31 protein-coding genes are annotated in these 24,683 nt (G+C 65.2%); 21 read left to right on the plus strand and 10 right to left on the minus strand.

The genetic code is table 11. The annotated features are described in order from the left end of the window. Positions 1-16: 16 nt before the first annotated feature. Both thyA and J7S20_RS12230 read left to right on the plus strand, forming a co-directional pair. Entirely contained in the window at positions 17-946 is a 930-nt protein-coding gene (gene thyA, locus J7S20_RS12225; protein WP_284054502.1) for a thymidylate synthase, read from the plus strand. 9 nt (positions 947-955) lie between these two features. Further along, entirely contained in the window at positions 956-1,432 is a 477-nt protein-coding gene (locus J7S20_RS12230; protein WP_284054503.1) for a dihydrofolate reductase, read from the plus strand. Positions 1,433-1,448: 16 nt separating this feature from the next. Here the strand turns inward: J7S20_RS12230 and J7S20_RS12235 are convergent, their stop codons facing one another. Further along, entirely contained in the window at positions 1,449-2,666 is a 1,218-nt protein-coding gene (locus J7S20_RS12235; protein WP_284054504.1) for an NAD(P)/FAD-dependent oxidoreductase, read from the minus strand. 75 nt (positions 2,667-2,741) lie between these two features. Between J7S20_RS12235 and J7S20_RS12240 the strand changes: the two genes are divergently transcribed. The 4 genes from J7S20_RS12240 (at position 2,742) to J7S20_RS12255 (ending at position 7,725) form a co-directional block, all read left to right on the plus strand. After that, positions 2,742-3,671 carry a bifunctional riboflavin kinase/FAD synthetase gene (locus tag J7S20_RS12240; RefSeq protein ID WP_284054505.1) on the plus strand — a complete coding sequence of 310 codons (930 nt, stop codon included), beginning with the start codon at positions 2,742-2,744 and terminating at the stop codon, positions 3,669-3,671. Between the two features lie 178 nt (positions 3,672-3,849). Further along, positions 3,850-6,807, plus strand: coding sequence for an isoleucine--tRNA ligase (gene ileS, locus J7S20_RS12245; RefSeq protein WP_284054506.1), 2,958 nt, complete (start codon positions 3,850-3,852; stop codon positions 6,805-6,807). After that, a complete protein-coding gene (lspA, locus tag J7S20_RS12250) occupies positions 6,804-7,322 on the plus strand; it encodes a signal peptidase II (RefSeq protein WP_284054507.1) in 519 nt (172 codons plus the stop codon). Before ileS ends, lspA begins: the two co-directional genes overlap by 4 nt. Next, positions 7,315-7,725 carry a DUF3035 domain-containing protein gene (locus J7S20_RS12255; protein ID WP_284054508.1) on the plus strand — a complete coding sequence of 137 codons (411 nt, stop codon included), beginning with the start codon at positions 7,315-7,317 and terminating at the stop codon, positions 7,723-7,725. Before lspA ends, J7S20_RS12255 begins: the two co-directional genes overlap by 8 nt. A 104-nt stretch (positions 7,726-7,829) precedes the next feature. On the opposite strand, the gene J7S20_RS12260 is transcribed toward J7S20_RS12255, so the two are convergent. The 4 genes from J7S20_RS12260 to J7S20_RS12275 all read right to left on the minus strand — a co-directional run bounded on the left by J7S20_RS12260 (position 7,830) and on the right by J7S20_RS12275 (position 10,187). Beyond that, positions 7,830-8,600, minus strand: a complete 771-nt coding sequence (locus J7S20_RS12260) for a TorF family putative porin (protein WP_284054509.1) — start codon at positions 8,598-8,600, stop codon at positions 7,830-7,832. 197 nt (positions 8,601-8,797) lie between these two features. Next, on the minus strand, positions 8,798-9,259 hold the full coding sequence (locus J7S20_RS12265) for a RidA family protein (protein WP_284054510.1): 462 nt from the start codon (positions 9,257-9,259) through the stop codon (positions 8,798-8,800). Beyond that, positions 9,256-9,915, minus strand: coding sequence for an HAD family hydrolase (locus J7S20_RS12270; RefSeq protein WP_284054602.1), 660 nt, complete (start codon positions 9,913-9,915; stop codon positions 9,256-9,258). The genes J7S20_RS12265 and J7S20_RS12270 overlap by 4 nt, the downstream gene beginning before the upstream one ends. After that, positions 9,915-10,187 carry a DUF3572 family protein gene (locus J7S20_RS12275; RefSeq protein ID WP_284054511.1) on the minus strand — a complete coding sequence of 91 codons (273 nt, stop codon included), beginning with the start codon at positions 10,185-10,187 and terminating at the stop codon, positions 9,915-9,917. Before J7S20_RS12275 ends, J7S20_RS12270 begins: the two co-directional genes overlap by 1 nt. Before the next feature lie 39 nt (positions 10,188-10,226). Between J7S20_RS12275 and J7S20_RS12280 the strand changes: the two genes are divergently transcribed. Then, positions 10,227-10,589, plus strand: coding sequence for a response regulator (locus J7S20_RS12280; protein WP_284054603.1), 363 nt, complete (start codon positions 10,227-10,229; stop codon positions 10,587-10,589). Positions 10,590-10,691: 102 nt separating this feature from the next. On the opposite strand, the gene rpmG is transcribed toward J7S20_RS12280, so the two are convergent. Then, on the minus strand, positions 10,692-10,859 hold the full coding sequence (gene rpmG, locus J7S20_RS12285; RefSeq protein ID WP_066808222.1) for a 50S ribosomal protein L33: 168 nt from the start codon (positions 10,857-10,859) through the stop codon (positions 10,692-10,694). Positions 10,860-11,050: 191 nt separating this feature from the next. On the opposite strand from rpmG, the gene J7S20_RS12290 reads away from it, so the two are divergent. From J7S20_RS12290 to J7S20_RS12320, 7 genes are all read left to right on the plus strand, one after another. Continuing rightward, positions 11,051-11,374 (plus strand): hypothetical protein, encoded by a 324-nt coding sequence (locus J7S20_RS12290; protein ID WP_284054512.1) that lies wholly within the window; start codon positions 11,051-11,053, stop codon positions 11,372-11,374. Positions 11,375-11,384: 10 nt separating this feature from the next. After that, positions 11,385-11,951, plus strand: coding sequence for a TMEM165/GDT1 family protein (locus J7S20_RS12295; protein ID WP_284054513.1), 567 nt, complete (start codon positions 11,385-11,387; stop codon positions 11,949-11,951). 101 nt (positions 11,952-12,052) lie between these two features. Then, positions 12,053-12,544 carry a Dps family protein gene (locus J7S20_RS12300; RefSeq protein ID WP_284054514.1) on the plus strand — a complete coding sequence of 164 codons (492 nt, stop codon included), beginning with the start codon at positions 12,053-12,055 and terminating at the stop codon, positions 12,542-12,544. Positions 12,545-12,607: 63 nt separating this feature from the next. Next, positions 12,608-12,793: a DUF1328 family protein gene (locus J7S20_RS12305; protein ID WP_284054515.1), complete on the plus strand. Its 186-nt coding sequence runs from the start codon at positions 12,608-12,610 to the stop codon at positions 12,791-12,793. 68 nt (positions 12,794-12,861) lie between these two features. After that, positions 12,862-14,457, plus strand: a complete 1,596-nt coding sequence (locus tag J7S20_RS12310) for a cisplatin damage response ATP-dependent DNA ligase (RefSeq protein ID WP_284054516.1) — start codon at positions 12,862-12,864, stop codon at positions 14,455-14,457. A gap of 61 nt (positions 14,458-14,518) precedes the next feature. Then, complete coding sequence (locus J7S20_RS12315) at positions 14,519-15,283, plus strand: hypothetical protein (RefSeq protein WP_284054517.1); 765 nt, start codon at positions 14,519-14,521, stop codon at positions 15,281-15,283. Between the two features lie 6 nt (positions 15,284-15,289). Next, complete coding sequence (locus J7S20_RS12320; RefSeq protein ID WP_284054518.1) at positions 15,290-15,787, plus strand: GNAT family N-acetyltransferase; 498 nt, start codon at positions 15,290-15,292, stop codon at positions 15,785-15,787. Between the two features lie 13 nt (positions 15,788-15,800). Here the strand turns inward: J7S20_RS12320 and J7S20_RS12325 are convergent, their stop codons facing one another. The 4 genes from J7S20_RS12325 to J7S20_RS12340 all read right to left on the minus strand — a co-directional run bounded on the left by J7S20_RS12325 (position 15,801) and on the right by J7S20_RS12340 (position 18,844). After that, complete coding sequence (locus tag J7S20_RS12325) at positions 15,801-17,087, minus strand: arsenic transporter (protein WP_284054604.1); 1,287 nt, start codon at positions 17,085-17,087, stop codon at positions 15,801-15,803. After that, entirely contained in the window at positions 17,087-17,515 is a 429-nt protein-coding gene (arsC, locus tag J7S20_RS12330) for an arsenate reductase (glutaredoxin) (RefSeq protein ID WP_284054519.1), read from the minus strand. The genes J7S20_RS12325 and arsC overlap by 1 nt, the downstream gene beginning before the upstream one ends. A gap of 11 nt (positions 17,516-17,526) precedes the next feature. Next, entirely contained in the window at positions 17,527-17,856 is a 330-nt protein-coding gene (locus tag J7S20_RS12335) for an ArsR/SmtB family transcription factor (protein WP_284054520.1), read from the minus strand. Positions 17,857-18,046: 190 nt separating this feature from the next. After that, positions 18,047-18,844, minus strand: a complete 798-nt coding sequence (locus tag J7S20_RS12340; RefSeq protein ID WP_284054521.1) for a cold-shock protein — start codon at positions 18,842-18,844, stop codon at positions 18,047-18,049. Positions 18,845-19,058: 214 nt separating this feature from the next. Here J7S20_RS12340 and J7S20_RS12345 point away from each other — a divergent pair, with 214 nt between their 5' ends. The 7 genes from J7S20_RS12345 (at position 19,059) to J7S20_RS12375 (ending at position 24,669) form a co-directional block, all read left to right on the plus strand. Continuing rightward, positions 19,059-19,856: a TerC family protein gene (locus J7S20_RS12345; protein WP_284054522.1), complete on the plus strand. Its 798-nt coding sequence runs from the start codon at positions 19,059-19,061 to the stop codon at positions 19,854-19,856. A gap of 31 nt (positions 19,857-19,887) precedes the next feature. Beyond that, a complete protein-coding gene (locus J7S20_RS12350; protein ID WP_284054523.1) occupies positions 19,888-20,505 on the plus strand; it encodes a ribonuclease D in 618 nt (205 codons plus the stop codon). Between the two features lie 34 nt (positions 20,506-20,539). After that, complete coding sequence (gene lptC / locus J7S20_RS12355; protein ID WP_284054524.1) at positions 20,540-21,184, plus strand: LPS export ABC transporter periplasmic protein LptC; 645 nt, start codon at positions 20,540-20,542, stop codon at positions 21,182-21,184. Positions 21,185-21,186: 2 nt separating this feature from the next. Beyond that, on the plus strand, positions 21,187-21,720 hold the full coding sequence (locus J7S20_RS12360; protein ID WP_284054605.1) for an LptA/OstA family protein: 534 nt from the start codon (positions 21,187-21,189) through the stop codon (positions 21,718-21,720). Positions 21,721-21,848: 128 nt separating this feature from the next. Next, entirely contained in the window at positions 21,849-22,625 is a 777-nt protein-coding gene (gene lptB, locus J7S20_RS12365) for an LPS export ABC transporter ATP-binding protein (protein WP_284054606.1), read from the plus strand. A gap of 5 nt (positions 22,626-22,630) precedes the next feature. Beyond that, positions 22,631-24,133 carry an RNA polymerase factor sigma-54 gene (gene rpoN, locus J7S20_RS12370; RefSeq protein WP_284054525.1) on the plus strand — a complete coding sequence of 501 codons (1,503 nt, stop codon included), beginning with the start codon at positions 22,631-22,633 and terminating at the stop codon, positions 24,131-24,133. Positions 24,134-24,213: 80 nt separating this feature from the next. Next, positions 24,214-24,669: a hypothetical protein gene (locus J7S20_RS12375; protein ID WP_284054526.1), complete on the plus strand. Its 456-nt coding sequence runs from the start codon at positions 24,214-24,216 to the stop codon at positions 24,667-24,669. Positions 24,670-24,683: the final 14 nt, after the last annotated feature.

Here is a 24,683-nt window from a genome sequence, read left to right on the forward strand (position 1 = left end):
GGCGAAGGGGAACCGCATGGCCGACGCGCGTCATTTCGAACATCAATATCTCGATCTGCTGCGCCGGGTCTGGGAACAGGGCGACGAACGCCGCGATCGCACCGGTGTCGGCACGCGCTCGCTGTTCGGGCCGACGATGCGCTTTCCGCTTAAGGACGGCGCGGTGCCGCTGTTCACGACCAAGCGCGTGGCGTGGAAGACGGCGGCGCGCGAGATGCTGTGGTTCCTGACCGGCGACACCAATATTCGCGCGCTGGTGGCGCAGAAGGTACATATCTGGACCGACTGGCCGCTTGACCGGTATCGCCGCGAAACCGGCGAGGATGTCGACCGCGACGCGTTCGAGTCGCGCATTCTGGACGATGACGATTTCGCCGCGGCGTGGGGCGATCTCGGCCCCGTCTACGGCAAGCAATGGGTCGACTGGGACACCTATGAACCCGTCGGCGACGGCCTGTTCCGGCGCGGCCCCGGCATCAACCAGATCGCGGCGCTGGTCGACGGACTGCGCAACAATCCGACCTCTCGCCGGCTGCTGTTCACCGGCTGGAACGTGGCGCAGCTCGACGGCATGGCGCTGCCGCCCTGTCACATGACCTATCAGTTCCACGTCGCGGGCAAGCGGCTGTCGTGCATGTTGTGGCAGCGCTCGTGCGACCTTGGCCTGGGCTTTCCGTTCAACGCCTTTTCCGCCGCGCTGCTGACCGCGATGCTCGCGCAGCAGAGCGACCTCGAACCCGGCGAGCTGGTGTGGAGCGGGGGCGATGCGCATGTCTATCTGAACCACGAACATCTCGTGACCGAGCTGTTGCGGCGCGAACCTCGCAGCGTGCCGAGGCTCGAACTGCTGCGCCGCCCGCCCTCCATCTTCGACTACACGATCGAGGATTTCGCGGTCCATGATTACGACCCGCACCCGCATATCGCCGCGCCGGTCGCGGTATAGGCGCGGCGCATGATTATCTTCTTCCTCGCGCGCGCCGATAACGGCGTGATCGGCAGCGATGGCAACCTGCCCTGGCACATTCCTGCCGACCTGAAGCGGTTCAAGGCGATGACGATGGGCAAGCCGCTCGTGATGGGGCGCAAGACGTTCGAGAGCTTTCCGCGCCTGTTGAAAGGGCGGCGGCACATCGTCCTGACGCGCGACCGCGACTGGCAGGCCGAGGGCGCCGAGGTCGCGCATACCCCGGACGAGGCGCTTGCCGTGGCGGGCGCGGGAGAGATCGCGGTCATCGGCGGCGCGGAAATCTTCGCCCTCTACCGCGACCGCGCCGACCGCATCGAGCTGACCGAGGTGCATGCGCAGCCGGCGGGCGACGCGGTGGTACCGGGCTTCCACCGCGACGACTGGCGCGAGACCGCGCGCGAGGACCATGTGGCCGAGGGCGACCGCCCGGCGTTCAGCTTCGTGACGCTTGAGCGGCGCTGAGGGCGGGCAGCTTAGTTCATTCGAAACGATAGGGATCGAAGCACGCCGCATCGGGATCGGGCGTTCCGTCCATCTCCGCCGCGATCAGTTCGGCGGCGAGCGCGGCGAAGCTGACCCCGTTCCCGCCAAAGCCGCTCGCCAGCCACAGCCGGTCATGGTTGCGCGCGCGGCCGATGGCGGGAAGCCCGTCGGGCGAACTGCCGAACATCGCCGCCCAGCGGTGCTCCACCGGCACCGGATCGCGCCCGAGCACTGCGCCCAGCATTTCGGACAATTGCCCGCCCTTCGCCCCGATTGCGGCATCGCGCGGCCCTTCGGCAGCAAAATCCTCGTCGCAGCCGCCGGCGATGACGCGGCCTTCGTCGTCGGTGCGCGCATAGAGATAGGGGTCGGCTGCCTCCCACAGCATCGCGTCCTCGCGCCATAGCGGGGCGGTGCCGGGCGCGGTGGCGACGGCATAGCTCGACAGCAGCGAGAAAGCGGGCGGCAGGAACCAGGTCGCGCGCTCATAACCGCTGGCAAGGATCACCTGCCGCGCGCGCAGGGAACCGCCTGCGCAGGAAAGGGCGAGATGGTCGTCCCGCTGATCGATCGCCGTCGCCTCGCATGGCCAGGTCACCGTGGCGCCAGACCGCCGCGCGCGGTCGAGCAGCGCGAGCGTCAACCTTACCGGATCGACGCGGCAGCATCCGCGCGACACGAGCGCGGCGCGCGGTGCGATGCCGAACCGTTCGCCCACCGCTTCGGCGGCGAGCCACGCGCTGGGCAGGCCGTGCTTCTGACGCAGCTCGGCCTCGCCGCGCAACTGGTCGGCGTCGAGCAGCGATCCGGCGAGATAGACCGCGGGCCGTTCGCCGGTATCGCCGATCGGAAGCGCCGCCAGTTTCTCGCGCAGGCGTTCGACCGCGGCGAACACCCGGCGCCATCGTCGCGCGGCTTCGCGTTCACCGATTTCGGCCGCGAGGTGCGTCAGCGGGACATCCATCGCCCAGAGTATCAGTGCGGTCGAAGCGGCGGTGCTGCCGGCGGCGGGCGGGCGTCGGTCGACCAGCGCAACCGACCGCCCGCGTTCGGAAAGCCGTTCCGCCAGCATCGCGCCCATCACCCCTGCGCCGACGATGGCGATATCGACGATGTCGTCCGGCAGCGGGTCCGATGGCGGCGGCTGGGCATGACCGCCCCATACCGGGCTGCCGGTGCGCAGATCGTGGCGTTCGGTCAGCGGAATCGTCATCGCGCCCAAACGCGCAAGCATGCCCGAAAGGTTCCGGTTTGGCAGAGCGGCGCGCGGCCTCTATAGGCCCCATCCATGAAGCGGCTTGATGGCGGCTCGGCGGTTCCGCCCGAACTTCGCGGCGGTGTCGTCGCGCTCGGCAATTTCGATGGATTCCATGTCGGCCACCAGGCGGTGGTCGGCCGTGCGATTCGCTGGGCGAAGGACGAGGGGCGGCCGGCGATCGTCGCGACCTTCGATCCGCATCCGGTGCGGTATTTCAGGCCCGATACGCCGCCGTTCCGCCTGACCACGCTCGACCAGCGCCAGCGGCTGTTCGGAGCGGCGGGGGCGGATGCGATGCTCGTCTTCCATTTCGATGCCGCGCTTGCCGGGCTGCCCGCGCGCGAATTCGCGCGGCAGCGGCTGGCCGAGCTGATCGGCGCGGCGGGCGTCGTGACGGGGGAAGATTTCACCTTCGGCAAGGGGCGCGACGGCAATGTCGAGATATTGCGCGCGCTGGGCGAGGAAATGGGCTTCGGCGTGGCGACCGTTTCGCCCGTTGCCGACAGTGCCGACACCGTATCGTCGAGCCGCATTCGCGACCTGCTGAAGGCGGGGCGTCCGCGCGATGCGGCGGAACTGCTCACCCGGCCGTTCGCGATCGAGGGTGAGGTCGAGCCGGGCGCGAAGCTGGGTCGCGAGCTTGGCTATCCGACCGCCAATATCCGCCTCGGCACCTATTTGCGCCCGAAATTCGGCATCTATGCCGTGCGGGGGCATCTGCCCGACGGGAGCATGCTGGACGGCGCGGCCAATCTCGGCATCCGTCCCAGTTTCGAGCCGCCGGTCGAGCTGCTCGAGCCCTATTTCTTCGATTTTTCGGGCGATCTCTATGGCCAGCGAATCGAGGTCGAGCTGATCGAATATCTGCGCGAGGAAGCGAAGTTCGACGATCTCGATGCGCTCAAGCGCCAGATGGCCGAGGATTGCCAGCGCGCGCGGGAAATCTTGCGGTCGGCATAGGGCGGGTCGCGCCGGGGCGCGGAAGCGCAGAGCCGGTGCCGGATGCGAAGCCGCGGCCGGTATCTCCGCGCCTCAGCGCCTCGGCGCGGACCAATCTGATCTTTTTCCCTTGCGCAGGCGCCGCGCCCGCACACACCTGTTTCCCTGGCGCGCAACCTCGGCTAAACGCCCAAATTCCATGAACGACGCATCTTCACCCAAGCGCGATTATCGCGACACCGTCTTCCTGCCGAAGACCGATTTTCCGATGAAGGCGGGGCTTGCCGCCAAGGAACCGGCGATTCTCGAGCGCTGGGCGCGGATCGGCGTGTACGAGAAGCTGCGCGAGCAGCGCGCGGAGGCGGAGCGCTTCATCCTCCACGACGGCCCGCCCTATGCCAATGGCGACCTGCACATGGGCCATGCGCTCAACAAGATCCTGAAGGATCTTGTGACGCGCAGCCAGTCGCTCCTCGGCAAGAACACGCCCTATGTGCCCGGCTGGGACTGTCACGGCCTGCCGATCGAATGGAAGGTCGAGGAGCAGTATCGCAAGAAGAAGCTGAACAAGGATGAGGTCGATCCCGTTCAGTTCCGCGGCGAATGCCGTGCCTATGCGACCAAGTGGGTCGATGTGCAGCGCGAGCAGTTCAAGCGGCTCGGCGTCATGGGCGACTGGGACGATCCGTACCTTACGATGAAGTTCGACAGCGAGGCGATCATCGCCGGCGAGCTGCTGAAATTCGCCGAGCGGGGCCAGCTCTATCGCGGCGCGAAGCCGGTGATGTGGTCGCCGGTCGAAAAGACCGCGCTCGCCGAGGCCGAGGTCGAATATGAGGACATCACCTCGACCCAGATCGACGTGGCGTTCGAGATTGTGGAAGCGCCGAACGCGCCGGAACTGGTCGGCGCCCATGCGGTGATCTGGACGACGACGCCGTGGACGATTCCGGTCAACCAGGCTTTGGCGTATGGGGCGGAGATTGATTACGGCATTTATCGGGTCGGTGTCGGTGCTGCTGAAGACATTGTACCATCGATGTCGATCCCTGAGGGTCGCGTAGATCAGCGAATGGTCATTGCCGATGCTCTAGTTGGGCCGTTTGAGAAGCGCACCGGTCTTCACCTCGTGCGAACTGGTGGTATTAAAGGCTCCGACCTCGCCGGGGCGAAAGCTCGCCATCCGATGCACGCACGCGGCGAGTTTTACGCCAAGCCGCGGCCGTTCCTCGACGGGTCGCATTTCGTCACGACCGATGCGGGTACGGGGCTTGTCCATATGGCGCCCGACCATGGCGAGGACGACTTCCTGCTGTGCAAGGCGAACGGGATCGATCCGGTTTTCGCGGTCACCGACGACGGGCGCTATCGCGAGGACTGGGCGTGGCTGGGCGGCGACGGCTCGGTCATCAATCCGAAGTTCAACGCGTCCGGCAACGGCGCCAAGTTCGAGCAAGGGCCGATCTGCCGCGACCTGCGCGAGGCGGGGGCGCTACTATCGGGGTCGGACGACTTCCTGCACAGCTATCCGCATAGCTGGCGGTCGAAGGCGAAGATCATTTTCCGCTGCACGCCGCAATGGTTCATCCCGATGGACGCGCCGCTCGACCAGCCGCTGCCCGAGCGCGTGCGCGAAGGCCATGCGGTGGGCGAGGACATTGCCGAAGCGACCGGCATGCATGTCAACGAGGACGCCCCCACGCCGAAGAGCGCCACCGTCAATCATAATGGTGCGACGCTGCGCGACACCGCGCTCGATTCGATCGAGCGGACGCGCTGGGTGCCCGAACGCTCGAAGAACCGCATCCGTTCGATGGTCGAGGGCCGCCCCGACTGGGTGATCAGCCGGCAGCGCGCCTGGGGCGTGCCGATCCCGCTCTACGTCCACCGCCAGTCGGGCGATTATCTGCGCGACGAGGGCGTGAATGGCCGCATCCTCGAGGCGTTCCGCGAGGGCGGCGCCGATGCGTGGTTTGCCGCCGACCATCAGGCATTGCTCGGCGATCGGTACGATCTCGCCGACTATGAGCCGGTGAACGACATTCTCGACGTGTGGTTCGATTCGGGCAGCACGCATGCCTTCGTGATCGAACAGCGTTACGGCGAGGGCGTCCGCGCCGACCTCTATCTCGAAGGGTCGGACCAGCATCGCGGCTGGTTCCAGTCGTCGCTGCTCGAATCGGCGGGCACGCGCGGGCGCGCGCCCTATGACGCGGTGCTGACGCACGGCTTCGCGCTCGACAGGAACGGGCGCAAGATGTCGAAGAGCCTGGGCAATGTCGTCGATCCGCTGAAGATCATCGACCAGTCGGGCGCCGATATCCTGCGGCTATGGGTCGCCAGCACCGATTATTTCGAAGACGTCCGCATTGGCGACGAGGTGCTGAAGGGGACGAGCGACGCGTATCGCAAGCTCCGCAACACCTTCCGCTACATGCTCGGCGCGCTCGAGGGCTTTGGCGATGAAGAGCGGATCGCCGTCGACGATATGCCCGAGCTGGAGCTCTATATCCTCCACAAGCTCGGCGCGCTCGATGTCGAACTGCGTACCGCGGTCGAGAATTATCAGTTCCACCGCTATTCGCGCGCGCTGATCGAGTTCATGAACGAGGACCTGTCGGCCTTTTTCTTCGATATCCGCAAGGACTGCCTCTATTGCGACGCCGCCGACGATCCCAAGCGGCGCGCGTACCGGACGGTGCTCGACACGCTGTTCCACGCGCTGGTGCGGTACGCTGCCCCGATCCTCTGCTTCACCGCCGAGGAAGTGTGGCAGGCGCGCTTCCCGAGCGAGGACGATTCGGTCCATTTCCTGACCTGGCCCGAATTGCCGCCGCTGCCCGGCGACGATGCGATCTCGACCAACTGGTCCGATGTCCGGGCGCTTCGCGAGCGCGTGACCGAGGCGATCGAGCCGCTGCGCCGCGAAAAGATCATCCGGTCGAGCAACGAGGCGGAGGTCACCGTGCCCGAGCTGCCGCTGCCCGCCGATGATCTGCAGGAGATCTTCATCTCGTCGACCGTTCATCACGGCGAAGGGGAGGTTGCGGTAACGCGCACCGACAATCACAAATGCGGGCGTTGCTGGCGTTGCCTGCCCGACGTTCCCGAAGACGGCGCATTGTGCGGCCGTTGCGAAAAGGTTCTGAACCGATGAAGCGTCCCCGCTATCTGGGTCCCATCGTCGCGCTGCTGATCTTTGTTGCCGACCAGGTGATGAAATATGTCGTCACCGGCCCGCTGGGCATCGACCATCGCGACGCGGTGCTGCATGTGCTGCCGATCTTCAACCTCGCCTATGTCGAGAATTACGGCGTTTCGCTCGGCTTTCTGCGCGCCGACACCAATATGATGCGCTGGGCGCTCGTCGCGCTGACCGTCGCGATCGCGGCAGGCGTGGGCTATTGGATGGCGCGCGAGAAGAACCGGTCCGACCTGTTCGCGCTGGGCCTGGTGCTCGGCGGTGCGCTCGGCAATATCGTCGATCGCGTGCGCCTTGGCTTCGTGGTCGATTACGCCGATCTGCATTTCGGCGCCTGGCGACCCTTTCTGGTCTTCAATGTCGCCGATGCGGCGATTACCATCGGTGTATTACTGCTCTTGATCCGTGCCCTGTTCGTGCGCGAAAAGCCCAGGGATGCACGCGCCACTGTGGAGAATGTGAATGCGTAAGGCTCTACCCATCGCCGCGGGGCTCGCTGCCGCCGTCCTTGTCACCGGTTGCGCGAAAAGCGGGCTCGACCGCACGCGACCCAACGAATTCGCGGTCGCGCGTCAGGCGCCGCTCGTCATTCCGCCCGATTTCTCGCTGACGCCGCCGCAGCCCGGCGCGCCGCGTCCGCAGGATACCGGTCCTGCCGAACAGGCGTTGCAGGCGATGTTCGGCGGTGCTGCCCCGCGCAGCGCGGTCGAAAAGGATACACTCGACGCCGCCGGCCAGAACTCGGTCGATCCCGGCGTCCGGTCGGAAGTCGGCGATGCCGACACCAAGGTCGTCGACAAGGGGTCGACCACGCGCGACATCGTCGCGGCGCCCGCGGGTGACGGACAGGTCGCGCGCGTCACCACGCCGTAACGGCCGGGCGTCTGTCGAAGTACGAAAAAGCGCCGGGGCGGCATGGGCTGCCCCGGCGCTTTTCCCATGTGGCGGGCACGGCGAGCGCGCCCGCGAAGATGGTGTCAGAAGCTTAGCCCGACATAGCCGAGCACGGTCGAGCCGCGGCCGTTGTTCTGCGCGAAATTGCCGACATTGGAGATGTCGGTATCGACATATTTGACGCCGCCGGTGATCGGGCCGCCCGACCATTCGACGCCGGTCGACCAGTCCCAATATTTGTCGCTCGCGCCCGGATTGACGAGGCCCAGCGAGCCGCTCGTATGGCCGAGATGCGCGTTTACCGACAGCGGCGTGCCGGGGATCGCGGTCGACGCCTCGCCATAGACGTACAGATTGTCGTCATTGCCGCTGGTGAAGTCGAGGCCGCTCTGGCCGCCCCAGGCATAGGCCGCACCCAGCTTGGTATCGACCGGCCCGATCGAATAGCTGACCGAGGCATAGGGTTCGAAAAAGTCGGTGTTCAGGCCGCTCGCGCCATTGGGATAATAGTAATAGAGCAGGCCGACATCGAAACCGACGCCATTATCGAGCGACTTCGTATAGCCGCCGTAAAAATCGACTTCCTCGTTGCCGTAGCCGGGAAGCGACGTCTTTCCGTCGATCGTCGAATACCAGGTGCCGATATAGAAACCGGTATCGCTGTTGATGTTGACGGTGCCCTGAAACGCGGGGCCTTCGTCGCTCTGCGTCAGGCCGCGAAAGCGATAGTCGCTGGTCACGGTCACGCCGCCGGAGACGGTTACGGGCGGCGGCGGCGCGGTGTCCTGCGCCATGGCCGGTACGGTCGAGGCGAGCAAAAGCGCGCCGACGCTGAGTGTTGAGAAGCGCATCATATCCCTTTCATTTATCGAACGGTCGATTCGCTCCTGCGGCCGCGCCCCTGTCACGTCGTCAAATGTGCGTGACTATCGGGTGCGACATAACAAGATTGCCGAAATCGCCTGCCGGACGCAATGCAAATTGCCCGGCAGATGACCGATTGATGACATGGTGTTGCAGTGCAGCAACAAGTGCCGCCTGCGAAACGGTATCAGCGGACCGCGACGATCGCGTCGATTTCGACCGCTGCGCCCAGCGGCAGCGTCGGGACGCCGACCGCGCTGCGGGCGTGGCGACCGGCTTCGCCGAACAGCTCCGCCATCAGTTCGGACGCGCCGTTTGCGACCTTGGGCTGATCGGTGAAGCTGCCCGCGCTGTTGACGAAAACGCCCAGCTTCACGACGCGCTCGACGCGGTCGAGGTCGCCCAGCGCCTTCTTCATCTGCGCCACCAGCATCAGCGCGCAGCGTTGTGCCGCGTGCTGGCCGAAGGCGAGTTCGCGGTCCTCGCCGAGCCGCCCGGTCATCAGTTCGCCCTTGTCGAACGGCAACTGCCCGGAGATGTGGAGCAGCCCGCCGGCCTCGACCGCGGGAACATAGGATGCGACGGGGGCCGCCGCTTCGGGGAGGGAAAGGCCGAGTTCGGCCAGCTTCGCTTCGATCTGTTCGCTCATGATGCTTGCTCCTCTACCGCTGCTGCCTGCTGGTCAAGAGGTGCAGGACCCGCCGCGAAACGCTGTGCGATCCACGCCGATGCAGCGCGCCAGTCGTCGATCCGCGCATGTGCGGCAGGGGCGGGCGCGACATGCGGCGCCAGCGACGGCTCCGACACCATGTGCAGGCGGTGTACCTGCGGCGCGTGCCGCGCGACCGAATCGTGGTGCACGGAAAGATCGTCGACAAAGACGGTCACCGGGTGGCCATGTTCGGCGACCAGTCGCGAAACGGGATCGCCCTTGCCGCCCTGGTTGCACTCGACGCGGTGGCGGATGCCGTGTGCTGCGAGCTGCGCGATGCGGTGCTCGCGGCAATGGTCCTGCAGGTTGGTGAGGATCACGACGTCGCAGTGCCCGGCCAGTTCGCCGAGCGCTTCGCGCGCGTGCGGGACGAGCGTCTGCCGCTTCATCTCGTCGGGAAAGAAGCCTTCGAGCAGCGGCCACAGCTCCTCGCGCGCCAGCGGCGTGCCGCAGGGTCGGCGTTTGAGCGCGTTGCTGAAATCGCCGCCATCGGGGCTGAAGTCGATGTCATGCTCCTCGTCCAGCCAGGCGCCGAAGTGGCGGACCATGTGCAGCAGTACCTCGTCGCAGTCGCAGATCAGCAGCGGTCGCATCATTCCTCCAGTTCGCGCCGCGCGGATACCAGCGCCTCGGGCGTCATCGCAAGCGCATCGGCGCAGGCGAGCAGGTCGGGCTCATAGGCCTCGAGGAACAGGATCGCCGCGGCGAGGAATACGGGATCGCCGGCGCGGTCGCGCAGCGTGGGCAGGTCGATCCCCGTCAGGTCGAGAAAGCGCCGTGCGCGATCGTCGGCGCTGACGATCCAGCCGAGCGCACCCAACCCTATGACAATAGCGTCGTCCTTGTTTGTATCGCGCTCGGGCATCGCCTAGAAAGGTCTCAACATTTCGGAGAGATGAACAGGGTGTCGAAGAAGGTTCTCGTTGTCGAGGACAACGAACTAAATCTCAAACTGTTCTGCGATCTGCTGCGTGCGCACAGCTTCGCCACCGAACCCGTGCGCGACGGCCGCGACGCCGTGCAGCGAGCACGCGATTTCGAACCCGATCTGGTCATCATGGACATCCAGCTTCCGCATGTGACGGGCACCGAGCTGATCGGTCAGATGAAGGCCGACCCGAGCCTGCAGAAAATTCCGATCATGGCGGTGACCGCCTATGTCGGGCGTGAGGACGAGGACCGCATCCGCGCGGCAGGCGCCAACGCCTATGTATCGAAACCGATCGCGGTGACGCGTTTCATGGAAGAGGTCCGCGCGCTAATCTGACGCGCACGAAAACACCGCGCAAGCACGACAGCCAGGGGCTGCGCGCAAACGCGGCTATCCAATCGACAAAGCTCGGCGGAGCGGCCGTCGGCCGCCCGCGGCTTACTTGATCTTCGCTTCCTTGAACTCGACATGCTTGCGCACGACGGGATCGTATTTGCGGAACGACAGCTTCTCGGTCTGGGTGCGCGGGTTCTTCTTCGTGACGTAGAAGAATCCGGTATCAGCCGAGCTGACGAGCTTGATCTTGACGGTGGTCGGCTTGGCCATGACCCATGTCCTTACGGTTCGAATAAATACGAAAAAGCGGCGCGCGCCCAATGCAGGTGCCGGGGCGGCCGCTGTCCAGACGCGGGCGCATGCGGCAATGGCGCATGATTGTCAAGCCGCGCGGCGGTTTTACCGGCCATTAACCAAGGCCGCGTTATACCCTTTCCATATCAGGGAAGGGAAATTTCCGCATGGCCCAGACCGCATTGCCGACCCCCGAAATTCGCGCCGAACTTGCCGCCCGCGTCGATTCGATCACCGCTCGCGCGCCTGCCACCCACCCGGGCGAGATCGCGCTCGAACTCGAAACCATCCGCCGCATCGCGCACCAGAACGGCATCCGCCCGGCGGTAACGGTAATCCATGCGCTCGATTCGGCGCTGGCACGCGGCGAGTGCGGCGCGCTCGTCCAGGGCTGGCTCGCGATTCTACGCGACGCGGTCGATTGCGACTTTGCCGAAGCCAGTGCGGACACGCTGTTCGCCGCTGCCTGTTCCGTTCGTCTGAACGGCTGATCCCGGGCCGGTGGACGCTCTCGTCCCGGCCTTCATAGCCGCGCTGCTGGCGCAGGCGGGCGACCGGCCGCCCTGGCTCGCCGCGATTCTGTCGAGCAGATACCGTACACCGCTGACGATTTTCGTGGCCGTGGCGCTCGTCCAGGCCGCGAGTGCGGCCATCGCCGTGGTCGGGTCGGAAATCGTCCGTCCGGTCCTCAACCCCGATGCCCGGTCGCTGATGCTCGCGCTGGCACTGCTGTTCGCGGGCGCAGGCGCGTTGTGGCCGGTGCGGATATCCGACCGGCTGGACGGCTGGCGAATCGGTGCGTTCGCAACCGCCTTTCTCGGCCTCCTCATCCTTGCACTGGGCGACCGGACACAGTTTCTGACCGCGGGTATCGCGCTCGATTCGGCGCATCCGGTGCTTGCGGGGATCGGTGCCGCGACTGGCGCCAGTGCGGCGAACCTGCCGGCGATCTATCTGGGCGAGCGGGCATGGTGCGCGCTTCCGCTAAAATGGCTGCGCATCGCGTCGGGGGGCGCGTTCCTGCTCATCGGATGTATCATGGCGCTGGGTGCGCTGCGCCTTATCTAGGCGTTCGATTGCTGTCATCGGGACATTCCCAATGGCGTCGCGGAGCCTTTCGATTACGGCCTCGTTGTTGAAACGAACCGAAAATCGAAAGGGAAACGCACATGACCACGACCGCGCTCGATACGCCCACCGACCTGAAGGACAATGCGGCGAAGACCGTTGCGCAGGCGCTGAACGGCATTCTCGCCGATTCCTATGCGCTCTACATCAAGACCAAGAATTTCCACTGGCACGTGTCCGGCCCGCACTTTCGGGATTATCACCTGATGCTCGACGATCAGGCGGCGCAGATCCTCGGCACGACCGATGCGATCGCCGAACGCGTGCGCAAGACCGGCAATACCACGCTGCGCTCGATCGGCGACATCGCACGGCGCCAGACGATTTCCGACAACGACAAGGATTTCGTGAAGCCCGAGGACATGCTTTCGGAACTGCGCGAGGACAATCTGAAGCTCGTCGCCGCGCTGCGCGAGGCAAAGGATATCGTCGATGAAGCCAAGGACAATGCGACGAGCGGAATCCTCGACGACTGGACCGACCAGGCCGAGGAACGCGCCTGGTTCCTGTTCGAGGCAGGCCGCAAGAGCTGAACCGCCGAAGGAACGCTTGCCCGTTGATATGGGTTAACCCGTGCAGCAACAGGAGAACCGTACATGATCAAATGGGCTATCATATTCCTGGTCGCCGGACTGGTTCTGGCGGCAATCGGGTTCGGCGGCGCCGCGGGCGTTGCGTTCACCATCGCCAAGGTGCTCGCGTTCATCGCCATCGCGCTGTTCGTCATTTTCCTCATCATGAGGCTGATGGCCGGAAAAGCCGTGAAGGACGCAATAGACTGACCGGAGGTTGGTCAGCACGGAAGCGAGGGGCGGTCGGCTTGTCCGGCCGCCCTTTGCGTGTCTGAACGATGCGCGCCTTTGCCGAACTGCTCGACCGGTTGATCTACACGCGCTCGCGCAATGCGAAGCTGCGGCTGATCGCCGACTATCTGCGTACCGCGCCCGACCCCGATCGCGGCTGGGCGATCGCGGCGCTGACCGGCGACCTCGACCTGCGCGGGGTGAAAAGCTCGGTCGCGCGTGGGCTTATCGAGGAACGCGTCGATCCCGTGCTCGTGGCGCTGAGCCGCGATTTCGTCGGCGATACTGCCGAAACCGTTGCCCTTTTGTGGCCGGAAGTTCCCGCGACCGGCGACACCGATGAACCGCTGGGGGTGGCCGATGTCGTCGAGCGGCTGTCGGGGCTGTCGCGCAGCGAGGCGCCGGCGGTGCTCGCCACGATGCTCGACCGCTGCGACGCCAACGAACGTTATGCGCTTCTCAAGCTCGCGACCGGCGGGCTCCGTGTCGGCGTATCGGCCCGGCTGGCGAAGACCGCGCTCGCCCAGGCTTTCGACCTCGATGTCGATGCGGTGGAGGAGGTATGGCACGGGCTGTCGCCGCCCTATGCCGAAATCTTCGCCTGGGGCGAGGGGCGGGGCGATCAGCCGACGCCCGCAGACGTGCCGGTATTCCGTCCGTTCATGCTGGCGCACCCACTGGAAGATGGGACTGTCGATCTTGCCGAATATGCGGCCGAATGGAAATGGGACGGCATCCGCGTGCAGCTCGTCCATGTCGCAGGCGAAACGCGGCTCTACAGCCGGGCGGGCGAAGACATCACCCGCGCCTTTCCCGATGTGGCGGAGCATTTTCGCGAGCCCGGCGCGCTCGACGGCGAACTGCTGGTGCGCGGCGAGGGGCAGGGCGCGGCGCTGGGCGAAGGGGCGGGGGCCGCCAGCTTCAACGCCCTGCAACAGCGGCTCAACCGCAAGACCGTGTCGAAGAAGATGCTCGCCGAATCACCTGCATTCGTCCGGCTCTACGACATCCTGTTCGATGGCGCAGAGGATCTTCGCCGCCTCGAATGGCGCGAACGGCGGCAGCGGCTGGAGGTGTTTGCCGCTCGGCTGGAAACGGATCGCTTCGACGTCAGCGAACTGATCGAGGCGGACGATTTCGAAGCACTTGCCGCAATCCGCGAAGGCGCGCGCGAGGGCGCGATCGAAGGGGTGATGCTGAAGCGGCGCGATTCGGAATATGTCGCCGGCCGCCGCGTCGGGCTGTGGTACAAGTGGAAGCGCGACCCGCTGACCGCCGATTGCGTGATGATGTATGCGCAGCGCGGCAACGGAAAGCGCTCAAGCTTCTATTCGGACTATACCTTCGGCTGCTGGAATGCCGAGGGCGAGTTGCTGCCGGTGGGCAAGGCCTATTCGGGCTTCACCGACGAGGAGCTCAAATGGCTCGACCGGTTCGTGCGCAACAATACGGTCAACCGCTTCGGGCCGGTGCGCGAAGTGGAAAAGGCGCTGGTGCTCGAAGTCGCGTTCGATTCGGTCCATGAATCGAAGCGCCACAAATCGGGCCTTGCGATGCGCTTCCCCCGCATCGCGCGCATCCGCCGCGACAAGCCCGTGGCCGAGGCGGATACGATCGATGCTCTGCGCAAGCTCATAACCTGATCGGCTTCCCGGCCCATCTTTCTGTTGCTAGCATCACCGCGTTCAGCGGGGAGACGAGGCGATGCCGTGGGGGCCGTTCCTGTTCGATGCCAAGATCAGCGCCGGCGACGCGATCCAGACGGTTGCGTTGCTGTTCGCCGTTGCCCAGTTCACGATCCAGTCCCGCGCCAATCGCAGGGCCGATGCCGAGGCGGCGGCGCTGCGCGAGGAAACCGCCCGCAAGGCGCTGGAAAGCCGGCAGGTCGAAATCTATCAGCGGCTCGAGATCGAATCGAACGCGGTGTTCAAGTTCGAAGCAGAACACAGCGACATTCTGCCCTTTTTCAAGACCCATCTGGCGCCCGGTCGCGCCGAGTATGAGCGGCGGGCACGCGAGGGCGACGATTTCCTGACCGCGCGGAAATATTATGAAAACTGCTGCAATCTGTTCGAGATTTCGGCCCGGCTTCGCCAAAAGGACATCGTCGATCCGGAGGTTTTCGCCAGTTGGGTCGCGTGGTATTTCGACACGCTGCTCGAATGGGGTTTTCGCGCGCTGTGGCACGACCTGCGCGACAATTACACGCCGCAACTGCGGATGGTGTTCGACAAGTTCGTCAACGAGCTGATCCGCGATTGGGACGCACCGCATGATAGCAGGCGCGGAGCCGGGCAGAATGAGTCCGAAGAGGCTGTCAGAATGGTTGCGGATCAGACGATCGAGGCTTTGAGGAGCCGTTTTTATGCAGAATTGGGAAGCAAGTTCGTCTGTCCGACGATCACCAACTGGCTTGCCAGGGTCGAGGAGGGGCGCGGCGACCGCGCCCACCCGCTGGCGTTTCGGTAATATCCTATGACGTTCACGATCGACTGGGCCCCCGACGCGCTGATGGAGGACGTCGCGCGTTTTTTTGCCAGGGTAATTTCAGGCGATGATTCGTATATCAGTCACGGTGAGGTCCAGACCGGGCTGAGTTCGGATGGCAGGCATTGGGCGCCCGACCTCGCCGCGAAAATGATCGCGGATTTCGAAGAACTGGGACCATGTCGCAGCGTGGCGGTGGCAAGCGACGGGGGGCGAATCGTCGGAGCGGCAGTGCTGCTCTGGGTCAGAGGCGGCAGGGTCGCCTATTGCGTGCTGGAGGATCTCGCCGTCGATCCGGCCGTGCGCAATCGGGGTGTCGGCGCGGACCTGGTCGCCTTTGCCGAGGAAGCGGCGCGGGAGCGCGGAATGGCCTGGATCTTCCTCGAAAGCGGATTGCACAATCACGGTGCGCACCGTTTGTTCGAGCGGTCGGGGTTTCGTCCGATCTCGAAGGTGTTTCTGAAACCGCTTGGCGCGACCGAATAAGCGCGTCGACCTGCTATTGCAGCGACAGGCTGAGGACGAGTGCGGCGAGCGTTACCGCGAGGATCGGCAGCGTCAGCGTGACGCCGACGCGGAAATAATAGCCCCAGCCGATCCGCACATCCTTCTGCGCGAGGACGTGCAGCCATAACAGCGTCGCGAGCGATCCGATCGGCGTGATCTTGGGGCCGAGATCGCAGCCGATGACATTGGCATAGACCATCGCCTGATGCGCCGCTCCGGTCGCGGCGGTGGCGTCGATCGACAGTGCGCCGATCAACACGGTCGGCATATTGTTCATGGCCGACGACAGGAGCGCCGACAGAAAGCCCGTTGCGAACGCGGCACTCCATACGCCACCCTGCGCGGCGCGTTCGAGCAGCGCGGCGATCGCTGCGGTCAGGCCGGCATTCTTCAGGCCATAGACGACCAGATACATGCCGAGCGAAAAGATCACGATTTGCCACGGCGCGTCGCGAATGACCGACCGGACAGCGATGGCGCGCCCGCGTGCGGCGATCGCCAGCATTGCGGCAGCGGCGATTGCCGCGACCGCGCTGACGGGCACGCCCAGCGGATCGAGGACGAAAAAGCCGATAAGCAGAAGCGCCAGCACGACCCATCCGGCGCGAAAGGCGGCGGCATCGCGAATCGCCTCCGCAGGGCGCTGCAACTGCGTCACGTCGTAACGGCGCGGGATATCCCTGCCGAAAAAGGCCATCAGCACGGCCAGCGTCGCGGCGATGGCGGCGATATCGACCGGCACCATCACCAGCGCGTAGTCGCCGAACCCGATGCCGAAGAAGTCCGCCGACACGATATTGACGAGGTTGGAGACGACCAGCGGCAGGCTCGACGTGTCGGCGATGAATCCCGCCGCCATGACGAAGGCGAGCATCGCCCTTTTATCATATCCCAGTTCGCGCAGCATCGCGATGACGATGGGGGTCAGGATGAGCGCCGCGCCGTCATTGGCGAACAAAGCGGCGACCCCTGCTCCCAGCAGTATGACGAGCGCGAACAGCCAATAGCCGTTGCCGCCGCCCCACCGCGCGACGTGGAGCGCCGCCCAGGCGAAGAAGCCCGCGCGGTCGAGCGTCAGGCTGATGAGGATGATGGCGACGAACGCGCCGGTCGCGTTCCAGACGATGTGCCAGACAAGCGGGATGTCGCCGGGTGAAATGACACCGGTGAGCAGCGCGAGCACGGCCCCGCCCATCGCGCTCCAGCCGATACCGAGCCCTTTCGGTTGCCAGATCACCAAAAGGATCGTGGCGGCGAAGATCAGAAGCGCGGTGAGTATCAAGCGAGGCGCTCGCCCCGTTCGCCGACGACCGGTTGGCCGTCTTCCTTGGCAAAGGCGCCGTGCTGCGGCTCGGGCAGGATGTCGAGCACGACCTCGGACGGGCGGCACAGGCGGACGCCCGCCGGGGTTACCACCAGCGGTCGGTTTATAAGGATCGGGTGCGCCATCATCGCGTCGATCAGTTCGGCGTCGGAAAGCGTTTCGTTGTCGAGGCCGAGATCGGCATAGGGCGTACCCTTTTCGCGCAGAAGCGCGCGAGGGGTTAGGCCGGCGCGTCCGATAAGCTGCTCGAGCAGCGCGCGCGACGGCGGATTGTCGACATAGTGGATGATGTGCGGCTCTATCCCCGCGTTGCGGATCATCGCGAGCGTGTTGCGCGACGTGCCGCAATCGGGGTTGTGATAGATGATGACGTCGGTAGCCACGGGCGTCCCTTTCAGCAGCAGGCGAGATCGGCGAGGAGCGGTTCGCACAGTTCGGCGCTGCCGTTGCAGCAGTCCCTGGCGAGGAAGAGCATCAGGCCGCGCAGCCGCGCAATGTCGGCGCGCTGGATGATCTGGCGCCCATGCTTCTTCGATGTGACCAGCCCGGCACCCGACAGCACGGCAAGATGGCTGGAAAAGGTGCTCTGGCTCAGCCCCGACGCCGCGACGAGCTGCCCGGTCGACAAGCCTTCGGGTTCGGCGCGCACCAGCGTGCGAAACGCGGCAAGCCGGGTTGGATGGGCGAGCGCCGAGAGCGTCGCGAGTGCGTGGTCGTCATCCATCCATCGGAAATTGCCGATGGATAGACCGCTGTCAATTCCTATCGGTAAATATCGATGGTTTTCCCGCCACGTCATGCGCGGGGAGGGCGGGTCGAGCGAGGCGGATTGGCCGCATCACCCTTGAGCGAATGCAAAAAGGCCCGGCGCCGCGTATGCGGGCCGGGCCTTTTCCGTGTCGTATTCGCCGACTTTACTGCGCGGGCTGCAGGTTCACCGCTGCATATTTGCCGCGCCGATCGACCTCGAGTTCGAATTCGAGCCGGTCGCCTTCGTTGAGCGTCGGCATGCCGGCGCGCTCGACGGCGGAGATGTGGACGAAGGCATCGGGCTGTCCATCATCGCGCTGGATGAAGCCGAAACCCTTCATCGCGTTGAAGAACTTGACCGTGCCGGCCGCCTTCTCGCCGGTCAGCTGGCGCTGCGGGCCGCCGCGGTCGCCACCGCCGCCGCCACCACCATGCGATTCGATGGGCATCGGTTCGCCGTCGATCTTCAGATCGGTGGCGGAGATGCGCCCGCCGCGATCGACCAGCGTGAAGCCCAGCGGCTGACCTTCGGCCAGTCCGGTCAGTCCGGCCTGCTCGACGGCGGAGATATGGACGAAGACATCCTCGCCGCCATCGTCACGGACGATGAAGCCGAAGCCCTTCTGCCCGTTGAAGAATTTTACGACGCCGGTCGCTTCACCAACGACCTGCGGAGGCATGCCGCGTCCGCCGCCGAAGCCGCCACCACCGCCGCCACGAGGGCCGCCGAAGCCGCCACCACCGCCGCCGCGAGGGCCGCCGAAGCCGCCGCCACCGCCGCGCGGACCGCCGCCGAAGCCACCACGATCACCGCCGAAGCCGCCGCCACGGTCGTCGAAACCACCACGGCCGCCGCCGAAATTGGATTGATCCGGCCCCTGATAGCCTTCTTCACCGAAGAAATCGCGCTTGTCCCTGCCGCGCCCGCCACGATCGCCGCGGCGTCCTTTGTCAAAACTCATTGCCCTGTTCGTCTTCCCGGTTCGTCCCGTCTCCATAAGTCCCAAAAACCGTAGCGTCGGACGACAAACGCAGGTCTTCGCGCGCACAAACTCTTCTGGCGCACGAATCCGTATAACCGAAAAGATCAAGCGTCGCGAACGATTTTGTCATGATGGAGGTCAAGATCGCGGCGATACTTGCGCTTCCGGTGCATAATAGGCACAGCTTTTGCCCATGGCCGACATCCTTGCGCTCTTCGCCGATCCCGGCACCTGGGCAGCGCTCATCACGCTGATCGTGCTCGAAGTCGTTCTCGGCATCGACAATCTGATCTTCATCTCGATCCTGTCGAACAAGCTGCCCGCGCATCAGCAGGCGCGCGCCAGAAAGCTCGGAATCGGGCTCGCGCTGATCCTGCGACTCGCGCTGCTGTCGATGATCGCCTGGATCGTCGGGTTGAAGGCGGTGGTGTTCGACCTGGGCCTGGTCGGTGCGCCCGGCGCGCATGGCGAGCCCACCTTCGAAACGGCCTTTTCGATTCGCGACCTGATCCTGATCGCGGGCGGGCTGTTCCTGCTCTACAAGGCGACCACCGAGATCCATCACAATGTCGAGGGCGATGCCGCCGAATCGCACGGCGCGCCGGCGGGCAAGCGGACCCTGACCTTCGCCGCGGCGATCGCGCAGATCCTCGCGCTCGACATGGTGTTCTCGATCGATTCGATCCTTACGGCGGTGGGGATGACCGACGACTTGCCGGTGATGATCGTCGCCGTCGTGGTCGCGGTCGGGGTGATGCTGTTCGCCGCCGATCCGCTCGCCAATTTCATCGCGCGCAACCCCAGCGTCGTGATGCTCGCGCTGTCGTTCCTGCTGATGATCGGGCTTGTCCTGATCGCCGACGGGTTCGGCGTGCATATTCCCAAGGGCTATATCTACAGCGCGATGGCCTTTGCAGCCGGGGTCGAGGCACTGAACCTCGTCGCCCGCAAGCGCGGCGCCGCAAACGGTCAGAACACAACCGGCCATTGAGCGTTCAGCCAAACGGGTCTAGGCGGTCGGCATGACCGTTCATTTCCATGAAGAAGACCTGCCCGAGGGCGTCCTCGCACCCGGCCCCGTCGCTGTCGATACGGAGACGATGGGCCTCCACACGCTGCGCGACCGGTTGTGCGTCGTCCAGATTTCGGATGGCAAGGGCGACGAGCATCTCGTCCGCTTCAACCCCGGCAGCGATTATGCCGCGCCCAATCTGAAGGCGGTGCTCGCCGATCCGTCGCGGCTGAAGCTCTATCATTTCGCGCGGTTCGATCTCGCCGCGATCCAGCATTATCTGGGCGTCGTCGCGGCGCCCGTTTATTGCACCAAGACCGCGTCGCGGCTGGTGCGCACCTATACCGACCGCCACGGGCTGAAGGAACTGGTGCGCGAACTGCTCGGCGGCGACATTTCCAAGGCGCAGCAATCTTCCGATTGGGGCGGCCCCGAGCTGTCGGAGGCGCAGCGCGATTATGCCGCGTCGGACGTTCGCTTCCTCCACCAGCTCCGCGAAGAACTCGATCGTCGCCTTGTCCGCGAAGGGCGGACCGAGCTTGCCCAGGCATGTTTCGACTTTCTTCCGCACCGTGCGGCGCTCGATCTCGCCGGGTGGCCGGAGGTCGACATCTTCGCGCATGTCTGATCGGAAGATCATCGCAAGGGGGTGAGGGCGGCGCATGTCCGAAATCGCGAAACAGATGCGGTCGCGTCGGCAGCGCTGGGCGGAGCCCGGCAGCGGCCATGACCGGATCGTCGCGATCATGCAGGCCGGTCTGCCGATGGCGATCGGCGTGCTCGCGGCATTCCTCGTCATGGCGCCGCTGTTCAAGGGCGGCGATGTCAGCTTCCTGCTCGCCAAGGACAAGGTCGATGTCGCCAAGGAGCGTCTGAAGATCCAGAGTGCGACGTATCGCGGAGAGGACGACAAGGGCCGGGCCTTTACGCTGGTCGCCGGGCAGGCGGTGCAGAAAAGCTCGGCCGAACCCGTGGTGCGGATGAAGGACCTTGCCGCGCAGATCCAGCTTTCGGATGGCCCCGCGCGGCTCGTCGCCCAGCAGGGGCGCTACGACATGGATTCGCAAAAGGTGAAGATAGAGGGACCGATCAAGTTTCGCGCCGCCGATGGCTACCAGCTCGACACCCGCGATGCGACCGTCGATCTTCGCACGCGCACGATGAAGAGCGACAGCCCGGTGAGCGGTCGAACGCCGCTTGGAACGTTCAGCGGCGACGAACTCAGCGCCGATCTGGAAAAGCGCATCATCCGCATCGACGGCAATGCACACTTGCGGATCGTGCCCAAGCAGGCAAATAGGCGCTGATGATGCGCGCTCGCCTTTTCCTCCCGGCTCTGTTCGCCGTCGCCATTGGCGGCGCGGCGGTGGCGCAGACGCGCCACAACACCAATGCGCCGATCGACTTTTCCGCCCAGCATTTCGAGATTCAGGACCGCGCCAACCGCGCAATCCTGTCGGGCAACGTGTCGATCCAGCAGGCCGAAATGACGCTCGACGCTGCGCGCGTGACGGTGCGCTATACCGGTCAGGTTATCGACGGTTCGCCCCAGGTTTCGCGTCTCGACGCGTCGGGCGGCGTCTTCATCAAGCGCCCCGACCAGACGGCGCGCGCGCAATATGCCGTCTATGACCTCAATTCGCGGGTCATCACCATGCTCGGCAATGTCCGGCTGACACAGGGCGGCAACACCATCGGCGGCGGCCGCCTGCGCATCGATCTCGACACCGGCAAGGCGGTGATCGACGGATCGTCGGTCGGCAGCTCGCGCAGCGGCGAGACGACGACTCATGAAAATGGTCGCGTGACCGGGCGTTTCTCGGTCCCCGATCGCGGCCAGTAACGCGCACGATCCGGCGGGTTGCGAAGGCGGCCCTTTTCTCGCGCGCGATTATCATGCAGGATTCCTGCCAACCACGCGGCTGGTAGGTTTTTGCTAACCATGTCCGTGCGAACAACGATGGTGAAATGATGAACGACGTCGCCACCCTGGCCGAAGCAGAACCGATCGTCGAAACGCCGCCCGACAACGGGCTGGCGGTGGTTTCGATCGCCAAGGCCTATGACAAACGGCCGGTGCTGTCGGACGTGTCGCTATCGGTTGCGCGCGGGGAGGTGGTCGGCCTGCTCGGCCCCAATGGCGCCGGCAAGACGACCTGTTTCTATTCGGTGATGGGGCTGGTGAAGCCCGATTCGGGCCGGATCATGATGGACGGCGAGGACATTACCGGCCTGCCCATGTATCGCCGCGCGATCCTGGGGCTGGGCTATCTGCCGCAGGAAACGTCGATCTTTCGCGGCCTTTCGGTGGAAAAGAACATTCTCGCGGTGCTCGAACTCGCCGAACCCGACAAGGCGGCGCGCGAACGCCGGCTCGACCAGCTGCTCGACGAATTCGGCCTGACGCGGCTGCGCGATGCGCCCGCGATGGCGCTGTCGGGTGGCGAGCGCCGCCGCGCCGAAATCGCCCGCGCGCTGGCCGCCGATCCGAAGATCATGCTGCTCGACGAACCCTTTGCCGGCATCGATCCGATTTCGATCGCCGATATCCGCGATCTCGTCTGCGACCTGAAGGATCGCGGGATCGGCGTGCTGATTACCGATCACAATGTCCGCGAGACGTTGGAAATCGTCGACCGCGGGTACATCATCTATGACGGGCGCGTGCTGTTCGCGGGATCGCCCAACGAGCTCGTCGCCGACGAAAATGTTCGTCGCCTCTATCTCGGCGAGGGATTCTCGCTCTAACGGCCATGTCGCTCGCCCCCCGCCTCGACCTTCGGCAGACGCAATCGCTGGTGATGACGCCGCAGCTCCAGCAGGCGATCCGCCTGCTCGCGCTGTCGAATATCGAGGTCGAAACCTATCTCGCGGAGGAAATCGCCAAGAACCCGCTGCTCGAAACCGGCGGCGACGACGACGGTGCGCCCGACCGCGAGGCCGACACGCCCGAGTCGCGCGACGAGCCGGCGAGCGCCGACGAACTGCTGATGACCGGAGAAGGCTCGGGCGAGGCGGGTCTCGACGTCGATCTCGGCGCCGAATCCTTCCATCACGACAGCGCGGCCGACGGGATCGGCGGGCTCGACGGCGGCCTGGGAATGGCGGCGACGGGTAGTGGCGGCGTGGGCGAGGACGGCCCCGACCTCGATGCCTTTGCCGAAAGCGATATCAGCCTGGCCGACCACCTGCTCGCGCAGGCAGGCACGGCGGTCGATGGCGCCGACATGTTCATCGCCGCGCATCTGATCGACCAGATCGACGAGACCGGCTATCTGACCGTTCCGCTGCTCGACATCGCCAACCGGCTGGGCGTGGCGCTGGCGCGCGTGGAGGCGGTGCTGGCAACGATCCAGACGTTCGACCCGACCGGCGTCGGCGCGCGCACCCTCGCCGAATGTCTGACGCTGCAGGCGAAGGAGGCCGACCGTTACGATCCCTGCATGGCGGCGCTGATCGACAATCTCGACCTCGTCGCGCGCGGCGATCTCGCCCGGTTGAAGCGGATCTGCGGGGTCGATGACGAAGACATGGCCGACATGATCCGCGAACTTCGCGACTACGACCCGAAGCCCGGATGCCGCTTCGGCGGCGAGCGCGTGGCGGCGGTCGTGCCCGATGTGTTCGTTGCGCGGCGCAAGGATGGCTGGGCGGTGGAGATCAACAACGCCACGCTGCCGCGCGTGCTCGTCAACCGCGCCTATTATGCCGAGCTTTCGACCGGCAAGCAGGACAAGGCCTCGAAAAGCTGGCTGACCGATTGTCTCGCCAGCGCCAACTGGCTGGTCAAGGCGCTCGATCAGCGCCAGCGTACGATCATCAAGGTGGCAAGCGAGATCGTGAAGCAGCAGGAGGCGTTCTTCCTGAAAGGGGTCGCGCACCTGAAACCGATGACGCTGAAGCAGGTCGCCGATGCCATCGAAATGCACGAATCGACCGTCAGCCGCGTGACGAGCAACAAATATCTGAGCTGCGCGCGCGGGCTGTTCGAACTCAAATATTTCTTCACCTCGGCGATCCAGTCGGCCGATGGCGGTGAGGCGGTTTCGGCCAATGCGGTCAAGAATGCGCTGAAGGCGCTGATCGCCGCCGAAGACCCGAAGAAAATCCTGTCCGACGACACGCTTGTCGCGATGCTGCGCGAACAGGGTTTCGACATCGCGCGGCGCACCGTCGCCAAATATCGCGAGGCAATGGGTATCGGCAGCTCGGTTCAGCGTCGTCGGCAAAAGGCGCTTGAAGGGGTCAGCGGCTAGGCCTGCCGGTCCGGAAATCGTCCGCCTTGTCGTGGCGCGGCGCCCGGCTTAGCGTGGTACCGATCTTTTGGGAGAGGATCATGCGCATTTGCCCAATCGTATACGCCGCCGCCGGTCTCGCAGCGATATTGCCCGGTACCGCCCTCGCACAGGCGGCGGGTTCGACCGGTCCGGGCATGCCGGTGCTGGTCGGGGAAAGCGATTCGATGGACATCGGGGTCAAGACCGATGCAGCGCGTGCCCGCGATGCGGCTGCGCGCAATGCGCTTCAGGACCAGTCCGAACGCAGCCGCCGCTCGCGGCGCGACCGAGCGGTTGCCGCCACGGCGGCCGACCTGATCGCGGGGGCGCCGATCTTCGACGAGGCGGGCAAGGCGCTGGGCACGATCCGGTCGGTCGATGGTCCGACCGCGATCGTCGAAACGGGTGACAGCGCGGTCGGCGTCCCGGTCGAGGCGTTCGGGAAGAATCGCAACGGACTGATGCTGCAGCTGACCAAGAAACAGTTCGACGACATGGTCGCCGGCCCGAAATAGGGCGGTCGGGCGGG

The sequence above is a fragment of the Stakelama marina genome, assembly GCF_018122655.1.
Lineage (GTDB): Bacteria > Pseudomonadota > Alphaproteobacteria > Sphingomonadales > Sphingomonadaceae > Sphingomonas > Sphingomonas marina.

What these genes read in the sequence shown, in the direction of transcription:
- J7S20_RS12375 (WP_284054526.1), top strand. Translation starts at nt 24,214, where the DNA reads ATGCGCATTTGCCCAATCGTATACGCCGCCGCCGGTCTCGCAGCGATA.
- J7S20_RS12305 (WP_284054515.1), top strand. Translation starts at nt 12,608, where the DNA reads ATGATCAAATGGGCTATCATATTCCTGGTCGCCGGACTGGTTCTGGCG.
- J7S20_RS12235 (WP_284054504.1), bottom strand. Translation starts at nt 2,666, where the DNA reads ATGACGATTCCGCTGACCGAACGCCACGATCTGCGCACCGGCAGCCCG.
- J7S20_RS12275 (WP_284054511.1), bottom strand. Translation starts at nt 10,187, where the DNA reads ATGCCCGAGCGCGATACAAACAAGGACGACGCTATTGTCATAGGGTTG.
- J7S20_RS12335 (WP_284054520.1), bottom strand. Translation starts at nt 17,856, where the DNA reads ATGGATGACGACCACGCACTCGCGACGCTCTCGGCGCTCGCCCATCCA.
- lptC (WP_284054524.1), top strand. Translation starts at nt 20,540, where the DNA reads ATGTCCGAAATCGCGAAACAGATGCGGTCGCGTCGGCAGCGCTGGGCG.
- ileS (WP_284054506.1), top strand. Translation starts at nt 3,850, where the DNA reads ATGAACGACGCATCTTCACCCAAGCGCGATTATCGCGACACCGTCTTC.
- J7S20_RS12340 (WP_284054521.1), bottom strand. Translation starts at nt 18,844, where the DNA reads ATGAGTTTTGACAAAGGACGCCGCGGCGATCGTGGCGGGCGCGGCAGG.
- thyA (WP_284054502.1), top strand. Translation starts at nt 17, where the DNA reads ATGGCCGACGCGCGTCATTTCGAACATCAATATCTCGATCTGCTGCGC.
- J7S20_RS12350 (WP_284054523.1), top strand. Translation starts at nt 19,888, where the DNA reads ATGACCGTTCATTTCCATGAAGAAGACCTGCCCGAGGGCGTCCTCGCA.
- J7S20_RS12315 (WP_284054517.1), top strand. Translation starts at nt 14,519, where the DNA reads ATGCCGTGGGGGCCGTTCCTGTTCGATGCCAAGATCAGCGCCGGCGAC.
- rpmG (WP_066808222.1), bottom strand. Translation starts at nt 10,859, where the DNA reads ATGGCCAAGCCGACCACCGTCAAGATCAAGCTCGTCAGCTCGGCTGAT.
- J7S20_RS12240 (WP_284054505.1), top strand. Translation starts at nt 2,742, where the DNA reads ATGAAGCGGCTTGATGGCGGCTCGGCGGTTCCGCCCGAACTTCGCGGC.
- J7S20_RS12310 (WP_284054516.1), top strand. Translation starts at nt 12,862, where the DNA reads ATGCGCGCCTTTGCCGAACTGCTCGACCGGTTGATCTACACGCGCTCG.
- J7S20_RS12230 (WP_284054503.1), top strand. Translation starts at nt 956, where the DNA reads ATGATTATCTTCTTCCTCGCGCGCGCCGATAACGGCGTGATCGGCAGC.
- rpoN (WP_284054525.1), top strand. Translation starts at nt 22,631, where the DNA reads ATGTCGCTCGCCCCCCGCCTCGACCTTCGGCAGACGCAATCGCTGGTG.
- J7S20_RS12270 (WP_284054602.1), bottom strand. Translation starts at nt 9,915, where the DNA reads ATGCGACCGCTGCTGATCTGCGACTGCGACGAGGTACTGCTGCACATG.
- lptB (WP_284054606.1), top strand. Translation starts at nt 21,849, where the DNA reads ATGAACGACGTCGCCACCCTGGCCGAAGCAGAACCGATCGTCGAAACG.
- J7S20_RS12290 (WP_284054512.1), top strand. Translation starts at nt 11,051, where the DNA reads ATGGCCCAGACCGCATTGCCGACCCCCGAAATTCGCGCCGAACTTGCC.
- lspA (WP_284054507.1), top strand. Translation starts at nt 6,804, where the DNA reads ATGAAGCGTCCCCGCTATCTGGGTCCCATCGTCGCGCTGCTGATCTTT.
- J7S20_RS12255 (WP_284054508.1), top strand. Translation starts at nt 7,315, where the DNA reads ATGCGTAAGGCTCTACCCATCGCCGCGGGGCTCGCTGCCGCCGTCCTT.
- J7S20_RS12320 (WP_284054518.1), top strand. Translation starts at nt 15,290, where the DNA reads ATGACGTTCACGATCGACTGGGCCCCCGACGCGCTGATGGAGGACGTC.
- J7S20_RS12300 (WP_284054514.1), top strand. Translation starts at nt 12,053, where the DNA reads ATGACCACGACCGCGCTCGATACGCCCACCGACCTGAAGGACAATGCG.
- J7S20_RS12260 (WP_284054509.1), bottom strand. Translation starts at nt 8,600, where the DNA reads ATGATGCGCTTCTCAACACTCAGCGTCGGCGCGCTTTTGCTCGCCTCG.
- J7S20_RS12265 (WP_284054510.1), bottom strand. Translation starts at nt 9,259, where the DNA reads ATGAGCGAACAGATCGAAGCGAAGCTGGCCGAACTCGGCCTTTCCCTC.
- J7S20_RS12345 (WP_284054522.1), top strand. Translation starts at nt 19,059, where the DNA reads ATGGCCGACATCCTTGCGCTCTTCGCCGATCCCGGCACCTGGGCAGCG.
- J7S20_RS12360 (WP_284054605.1), top strand. Translation starts at nt 21,187, where the DNA reads ATGCGCGCTCGCCTTTTCCTCCCGGCTCTGTTCGCCGTCGCCATTGGC.